Annotated in this window: 7 protein-coding genes; 5 read left to right on the top strand and 2 right to left on the bottom strand. The window is 71.6% G+C overall.

Annotated elements, in window-relative coordinates:
* Positions 1 to 122 precede the first annotated feature (122 nt).
* The gene (locus ACWERV_RS36250; protein WP_452941104.1) at positions 123 to 392 is read right to left on the bottom strand and encodes a DNA-binding response regulator; all 270 of its coding nucleotides are present in this window, start codon (positions 390 to 392) and stop codon (positions 123 to 125) included.
* A gap of 235 nt (positions 393 to 627) precedes the next feature.
* On the bottom strand, positions 628 to 1,725 hold the full coding sequence (locus tag ACWERV_RS36245) for a PAC2 family protein (RefSeq protein ID WP_452941102.1): 1,098 nt from the start codon (positions 1,723 to 1,725) through the stop codon (positions 628 to 630).
* Positions 1,726 to 2,053: 328 nt separating this feature from the next.
* On the opposite strand from ACWERV_RS36245, the gene ACWERV_RS36240 reads away from it, so the two are divergent.
* The 5 genes from ACWERV_RS36240 (at position 2,054) to ACWERV_RS36220 (ending at position 8,003) form a co-directional block, all read left to right on the top strand.
* Entirely contained in the window at positions 2,054 to 3,379 is a 1,326-nt protein-coding gene (locus ACWERV_RS36240; protein WP_452941100.1) for an enolase C-terminal domain-like protein, read from the top strand.
* Positions 3,376 to 4,170 carry an SDR family NAD(P)-dependent oxidoreductase gene (locus ACWERV_RS36235; protein ID WP_398180782.1) on the top strand — a complete coding sequence of 265 codons (795 nt, stop codon included), beginning with the start codon at positions 3,376 to 3,378 and terminating at the stop codon, positions 4,168 to 4,170. The genes ACWERV_RS36240 and ACWERV_RS36235 overlap by 4 nt, the downstream gene beginning before the upstream one ends.
* Before the next feature lie 174 nt (positions 4,171 to 4,344).
* Complete coding sequence (locus ACWERV_RS36230) at positions 4,345 to 5,382, top strand: sugar ABC transporter substrate-binding protein (protein ID WP_398180779.1); 1,038 nt, start codon at positions 4,345 to 4,347, stop codon at positions 5,380 to 5,382.
* 6 nt (positions 5,383 to 5,388) lie between these two features.
* Positions 5,389 to 6,969 carry a sugar ABC transporter ATP-binding protein gene (locus ACWERV_RS36225; protein WP_452941097.1) on the top strand — a complete coding sequence of 527 codons (1,581 nt, stop codon included), beginning with the start codon at positions 5,389 to 5,391 and terminating at the stop codon, positions 6,967 to 6,969.
* Entirely contained in the window at positions 6,966 to 8,003 is a 1,038-nt protein-coding gene (locus ACWERV_RS36220) for an ABC transporter permease (protein ID WP_452941095.1), read from the top strand. Before ACWERV_RS36225 ends, ACWERV_RS36220 begins: the two co-directional genes overlap by 4 nt.
* Positions 8,004 to 8,042 lie beyond the last annotated feature (39 nt).

The following is an 8,042-nucleotide window of genomic DNA, read 5'->3' as shown; positions in this document are numbered from 1 at the left end:
GCGCCCCTCGTGCTTTGGGGTGGGGGCCGCCCCCCCCCCCCCGCCCCCCCGCCCCTCCTTTTTTCTGCTCCGGGGTCCCCCCATTCCCCCCCGGCTCGGACGCCCCCCCGCGCCCGGGTCTGTTACGTGTAGCTGCTCGCGGCGGCGGTGCCCGCGAGGTCGGCAGCGTTTCCGGGGATTTCCCGGGCCGCCAGCAGGTTGAGTTCCGCGACTTTCAGCCCCAGCGCGAAACGGCCGGAGACACCGAGGCTGTCCATCATGTGGCAGATACGCCGCTGGATGGTCCGATGACCGCGTGAGAGTTTTCTCCCGATGGTGGCGTCGGACAACCCCTCGCTCATTAACGCCAGAATACGGAAATCTACGTCGTCCATACGTTCGTCGATTACCATGATCCCCCCCCCGGGGAAGGTATGCCAACGGATGAACCTCATGCTAACCGGCGACAGTTCCCCTTCGCAACTAACGTTTTGATAAGCGCGGGTGGCCGTACCGGGCACGGGATCCGTCCGTGGGTGTCGGGGGATCGGCAGCCGACGCCGACATCCTGCCAGGTGCCGGACGTGGGCGCTTTGGCGTGGCGTGCCCGGCTCTTGACGATCCGTTGCCTGTGCCGGGCCGCACGGCCTACTGCGGGTCCTCCCCGGTGCCGTCGCCGCCGGAGGAGCCACCGGGGGAGTCCCCGGAGTCCTCGGAGCCGTCCCCGGAGTCGTCGTCGGTACCGCTGGCGGTGCTGTTGTCGGAGTCGGCGGTGGTTCCGCTCTTCCCCTCCGGGTTTCCCGCCGGCCCTTCGGTGTTTCGCGGTTCCTCGGGCCGCTGCTGACGGCCGAGGTCGCGGAATTGCGGGACGCCGTCGCCGCCTTCGCTCGCGTAACCGCCGGGCTGCGGGTCCCGGCGTCTCAGATAACGCTCAAATTCCCGCGCGATGGCCTCGCCCGACGCCTCCGGCAATTCCGCGGTGTCGCGCGCCTCCTCCAATGTCTGCACATATTCGGCGACCTCGCTGTCCTCGGCGGCCAGCTGGTCGACGCCGACCTGCCAGGCCCGCGCGTCCTCGGGCAGCTCGCCCTGCGGGATGCGCAGGTCCAGCAGGTCCTCCAGGCGGTTGAGCAGGGCGAGGGTGGCCTTGGGGTTGGGCGGCTGGGAGACGTAGTGCGGCACGGCCGCCCACAGGCTGACCGCGGGCACCCCGGCGTGCGTGCAGGCCTCCTGGAGGATGCCGACGATGCCGGTGGGGCCCTCGTAGCGGGACTCCTCCAGGTCGAGCGCGGTGGCCAGGTCCGGGTCGGAGGTGACACCGGTGACCGGGACCGGGCGGGTGTGCGGGGTGTCGCCGAGCAGCGCGCCCAGCACCACGACCATCTCCACGCCCAGTTCGTGCGCGAAGCCCAGCAGCTCGTTGCAGAAGGACCGCCAGCGCATGCTGGGTTCGATGCCGCGGATCAGGACCAGGTCGCGCGGTTTGGGGGACTGGATCCTGGCCACCGACAGCCGGGTGGTCGGCCAGGTGATCCGCCGGACACCGTCCTCCATCCACACGGTGGGGCGGTTGACCTGGAAGTCGTAGTAGTCCTCGGCGTCCAGCGCGGCGAAGACCTCGCCCTTGAACTCCCGGTCCAGATGGGCCACCGCGGTGGAGGCTGCGTCCCCGGCGTCGTTCCAGCCCTCGAACGCCGCCACCATGACCGGATCGATCAGCTCGGGTACTCCCTCAAGCTCGATCACCCGGCGCCTCCTTCCGGCCGGCGGGGCCGTGCGGCCCCGATCCGGCGCTGCTCTCACTTGCTCGTCACGTGCGTCACCAGCCTACGTGCCCAGGCCCGCGCGGACGGCGGTCCCGCCGCTGCCGGGGCGTTACCGGGGCGACCTCCGGCCTGCGCCGGGAGGCCGTCCCGCGGCTGCCGCGGGGACCCGGGGCTGCCGCCGAGACGGGACCTGGAGACATCCGATCTGTTATCAACAACTTCGCCCAGCCCCCTGGACGGGCACCCGGCACCCCCGCTATACATCGGATCATCAAGAAAAGATCCGATGTCTCGCGACGGGAGTGTGCATGAGTCCGACCATTACCGAGGTCGACGTGTACGACATCCGCTTTCCGACCTCGGAGCAGCTCGACGGCTCGGACGCCATGAACCCCGACCCCGACTACTCCGCCGCCTACGTCGTGCTCCGTACCGACGCCCCCGGCGGCCTCGCGGGGTACGGCCTGTGCTTCACCATCGGCCGCGGCAACGACGTCGTCGCCGCCGCGATCGGGGCGCTGCGACCCTATGTGGTCGGCCGCCCGGTGGACAGTGTCACGGGCGACCTCGGCGCCTTCTACCGGCTGCTCACCCACGACTCGCAACTGCGCTGGCTCGGCCCCGAGAAGGGCGTGATGCACATGGCGGCCGGGGCGGTGGTCAACGCCGCCTGGGACCTCGCCGCCCGCGCGGCCAGAAAGCCGGTGTGGGCGCTGCTCGCCTCCATGAGCCCCGACCAGCTCGTCGACCTCGTCGACTTCCGCTACCTCAGCGACGCGCTGACCCGCGACGAGGCGCTGGACATCCTGCGCCGCGCCGAACCGGGCCGCGCCGCCCGCGCGGAGACGCTGCGCCAGGAGGGCTACCCGGCGTACACCACCGAACCCGGCTGGCTCGGCTACTCCGACGAGAAGCTCACCCGGCTCGCCAAGGAGGCGGTCGCCGCCGGATTCGGCCAGATCAAGCTCAAGGTCGGCGCCGACCTGGAGGACGACCTGCGGCGGATGCGGCTGGCCCGCGCCGCCGTCGGCCCGGACATCCGTATCGCGGTCGACGCCAACCAGCGCTGGGACGTCGCCGAGGCCCTGGAGTGGATGGCGGCGCTGGCGCCGCACGACCCGTACTGGATCGAGGAGCCCACCAGCCCCGACGACGTCCTGGCGCACGCCGCGGTGCGCGCCGGGCAGCCCGTCCGGGTCGCCACCGGTGAGCACGTCGCCAACCGCGTCGTCTTCAAGCAACTGCTCCAGGCCGGAGCCGTGGACTTCGTCCAGATCGACGCCGCCCGCGTGGCCGGCGTCAACGAGAACCTGGCGATCCTGCTGCTGGCCGCCAAGTTCGGCGTCCCGGTCTGCCCGCACGCCGGCGGCGTGGGCCTGTGCGAGCTGGTCCAGCACCTGGCGATGTTCGACTACGTCGCGGTCTCCGGCAGCCTCGAAGGCCGCGTCATCGAGTACGTACCGCATCTGCACGAGCACTTCACGGACCCCGCCGTCGTCGAGAACGGCCGCTATGTCGCCCCCTCGGCGCCCGGCTTCTCGGCCCGTATGGTTCCGGAAACGCTCACGGACTACCGCTACCCGGACGGGCCCGTGTGGCAGGAGCGTGCCCAGCGACAGGAGTTCACCCGATGACCGACGGCACCACCCCCGCACCCCTGCAGGACTTCGCCGGCCTGACCGCCCTGGTCACCGGCGGCGCCTCCGGCATCGGCGCGGCCACCGCCGCCCTGCTCACCGCCCGCGGCGCCCGCGTGGCCGTGCTCGACCGCGACCCGTCCGGCGCCCCCGCGGGCTGCCTGCCGGTCGCCGCCGACGTCACCGACGACGCCGCCGTGCGCGCCGCCGTCGAGCAGGCGGCGGGTGAACTGGGCGGCCTGCACGTCCTGGTGAGCAACGCCGGCATCGGCGCCATCGGCACCGTCGAGGACAACACCGACGACGAGTGGTCGCGAGTGCTGGACGTCAACGTCCTCGGCATGGTCCGCACCGCCCGCGCCGCGCTGCCGCACCTGCGCCGGGCCGCGGCCGAACGCCCCGGCACCGCGTCGATCACCCACACCTGCTCCATCGCCGCCACCGCGGGGCTGCCGCAGCGCGCCCTGTACAGCGCGAGCAAGGGCGCGGTCCTCTCGCTGACCCTGGCGATGGCCGCCGACCACGTCCGCGAGGGCGTACGCGTGAACTGCGTCAATCCCGGGACCGCCGACACCCCGTGGATCGGCCGACTGCTCGACCAGGCCGGAGACCCCGCCGCCGAGCGCGCCGCCCTCAACGCCCGGCAGCCGATGGGCCGGCTGGTGACCGCCGACGAGGTCGCCGCCGCCATCGCCTACCTCGCGAGCCCCGCGGCCGCCGGTGTCACCGGCACCGCGCTCGCCGTGGACGGCGGCATGCAGGGACTGCGGGTGCGCCCCGCCAACTGACCGGCGCGCACCACCGCCGGCCGGCGCACCCCGGCCGGCACCGCACCACCGCACCATCACGCACCACCGAGCAGCACCGCGAACCACCACCGGCACCACCGCACCACCCACCGGCACCACCGCTCCACCCGCACCACCCCGAGCCGACACACTCCCGAAGGGCAGAACTCGACGATGAGACTGCGCAAGACGACCGTTGCCGCCCTCACGGCGCTGCTCGCGGTCACCGCGCTCGCCGGCTGCAACAGAGGCAGCGACGACAAGGCCGGCAGCTCCGGCAAGGTGGGCATCGACCTGCCGCGCTCCGACAGCGACTTCTGGAACTCGTACAACAGCTACATAGAGAAGGACCTCAAGAGCGACGGCGTCTCCGCGCTGCCCCGCACCAACTCGCAGAACGACATCGGCAAGCTGGTCTCCAACGTCCAGACCTTCACCGACCAGGGCGCCAAGGCGATCGTGATGGCCCCGCAGGACACCGGCGCCGTCGCCTCCACGCTGGACAAGCTGGCCGGCAAGAAGATCCCCGTGATCAGCGTCGACACCCGCCCCGACAAGGGCAAGGTGTACATGGTCGTGCGCGCCGACAACAAGGCGTACGGCTCCAACGCCTGCGACTACCTGGGCAAGCAGCTCGGCGGCAAGGGCAAGGTCGTCGAGTTCGAGGGCGCCCTCGACTCCATCAACGGCCGGGACCGCTCCGAGGCGTTCGCGTCCTGCATGAAGAGCAAGTTCCCCGGCATCAAGGTCATCGAGCTGGCCACCGACTGGAAGGGCGACGTCGCCTCCGCCAAGCTCCAGACCACGCTCGCCTCCGACCCGGACATCAACGGCATCTACATGCAGGCCGGCGGCGTCTTCCTGCAGCCCACTCTCGCCCTGCTGGAGCAGAAGCACCTGCTCAAGCCGCCGGGCACGCCGGGCCACATCACGATCATCTCCAACGACGGCATCCCGGACGAGTTCAAGGCCATCAAGGAGGGGAAGATCGACGCCACGATCTCCCAGCCGGCCGACCTCTACGCCAAGTACGCGCTGTACTACGCCAAGGCCGCGCTCGCCGGGCAGACCTTCAAGCCCGGCCCGACCGACCACGGCTCCACCATCGTCGCCATCCCCAACGGGCTGGAGGACCAGCTGCCCGCCCCGCTGGTGACCAAGGACAACGTGGACGACCCGAACCTGTGGGCCAACCAGCTCGGGAAGAGCTGAGCGCGGATGAGCAACGCATCGACGCCCTCCACCCCGTCCGCACCGGCCGCGGTGCACGCCGAGGGCATCGTCAAGCGCTTCGGCCCGACCGTGGCGCTGGACCGGGTGGGCATCACCGTGGCGGTCGGCGACTCGCACGCGCTGGTCGGCCGCAACGGTGCGGGCAAGTCCACGCTGGTGTCGGTGCTGACCGGGCTGCACGCCCCCGACGCGGGTCGGGTCGCCTTCCTCGGCGAACCCGCGCCCGCCGCCGGGGACACCGCCGCCTGGCAGTCCAAGGTCGCCTGCGTCTACCAGAAGTCCATGGTCGTCCCCGAACTGACGGTCGCCGAGAACCTGTACCTCAACCGCTTCGGACGCGGCCGGATCCGCTGGCCGAAGCTGCGCGCCGACGCCGCCGCGCTGCTCGCCGAATACGGCGTGGACGTCGACCCCGCCACCCGGGCCGCCGACCTCACCGTGGAGCAGGGGCAGTTCGTGGAGATCGCCCGCGCGCTCTCCTTCGGGGCCCGCTTCATCATCCTCGACGAGCCCACCGCGCAGCTCGACGCGTCCGGCATCGACCGGCTGTTCAGCAAACTGCGCGAACTCCAGCAGCAGGGCGTCGCGTTCCTCTTCATCTCGCACCACCTGCAGGAGGTCTACGACCTGTGCAGCACCGTCACGGTCTACCGCGACGCCCGCCACATCCTCACCTCCCCCGTGGCGGACCTGGGGAAGGCGGACCTCGTGGCGGCGATGACGGGCGAGGCGGCGCAGGGCGCGACGAGCTGGCACGCGGGGCCCGGCCTCGTCGAGGGGACCCGCGCCGAGGCCGGTGACGGCGCCGCCGCCGCACCCGTGCTGCGTGCCGAGGGGCTGACGCTGGACGGCGTCTTCGAGCCCATCGACTTCGCGGTGCGGGCCGGTGAGGTCCTGGGCCTCGCCGGGGCCACCGCGAGCGGCAACACCGCGCTCGGCGAGACCCTCGTCGGCCTGCGCAAGGCCACCGGCGGCAGCACCGCCGTGTCCGGCACGGTGGTACGGCCCGGCAGCGTGCCGCACGCGCTGAACGCCGGGATCGGCTACGTCCCCGAGGACCGGCACCGGCAGGGCCTGGTCCTCGGGCGCAGCGTCGCCGAGAACGCCACCCTCACGGTGACCGACCAGCTCGGCCCGTACGGCACCGTGCTGCCGTCGCGGACCCGGAACTTCGCCCAGCGGATGATCGACTCGCTGGACATCAAGACCTCCGGGCCCGCGCAGCCGGTGTCCGACCTGTCGGGCGGCAACCAGCAGAAGGTCGTCATCGCGCGGGCGCTGGCCCGCGACCCGCGGGTGCTGGTGGCGATCCGGCCCACCGCGGGTGTCGACATCAAGTCGAAGGACTCGCTGCTCGGCGTGGTCCGCTCGGTCGCCGACCGCGGCGACGCGGCCGTCATCGTCTCCGACGAGCTCGACGACCTGCGGGTCTGCGACCGGGTGATCGCGCTCTTCCACGGACGGGTGATCGCCGAGTTCGGCAGCGGATGGAGCGACCGGGACCTCGTCTCGGCGATGGAAGGGCTGCCCGCGGGCGCGGGCGGCGACAAGGGAGCCGAGGAATGAGCGAGACCACCCAGTTGACCGCCGACGCGGCGGTGTCCGGCAAGCCCCGTGCCGCGGCGCCGCGCTTCCAGCTCGCCCGCTACCGCGACCTGTCGCTGATACCCGTCATCTTCGTGCTGGGCGTCATCGGCTTCATCGTGTCGCCGGTCTTCCTGACGTCCGACAACCTGATCGGCGTGCTCCAGCAGAGCAGCGAGCTGAGCCTGCTGGTGCTCGCCGAGGCGATGATCCTGATCTGCGGCCGGATGGACCTGTCGCTGGAGTCCACCATCGGCGTGGCGCCGGTCATCGCGATGTGGCTGGTGATGCCCAGCAGCGGACCGGCGACCTTCCACGGCATCGGGCTCTTCCCGACCTGGTCCTCGATCCCGGTGTGCCTGCTGGTCGGTCTGCTGATCGGCGCGGTCAACGGCTTCCTGATCCTGAAGCTGCGGGTCAACGGCTTCATCGCCACGCTCGGCATGCTCACCATGCTGCGCGGTCTCCAGGACGGTGTCGCGCAGGGCAAGTCCATCGTCGCCGTGCCCGCGTCCTTCTCCTACCTCGGCAAGGCCGAGTGGGCCGGGGCGCCCGCGGCGGTGTGGATCTGCCTGCTGCTGTTCGTCGTCGGCGGCCTGGCCCTCGGCTACCTGCGGCACGGCCGCGCGCTCTACGCGATCGGCGGCAACACCGAGGCGGCCCGCGCGGCCGGCATCCGCGTCGACCGCATCACCTGGATGGTGCTGGCGCTCGGCGGCCTCATCGCCGCCTTCGCCGGTGTGCTCTACACCGGCCACTACGGGGCCATCTCCGCCACCCAGGGCGACGGCTGGATCTTCCAGGTCTTCGCCGCCACCGTCATCGGCGGGGTCAGCCTCAACGGCGGCCGGGGCACCCTCTTCGGCGCCCTCACCGGCGTCGTCAGCCTGCAACTGGTCGTGAACGTCACCACCCTCGGCGGTGTGCCGCCGCTGTGGGACAAGTTCCTCTACGGTGCCATCATCATCGTCGCCCTGATCATCTCCCGCTTCGCCAGCGGCGAGAAGCAGGACTGACACCACCGTCCCCGTCCCCCGTCCCCTCTCCCTCCCGGC

This window comes from Streptomyces sp. NPDC004031 (assembly GCF_053604375.1).
Note: the sequence above shows the minus strand (reverse complement) of the source record. Positions and strands in the feature narration are given on the sequence as shown.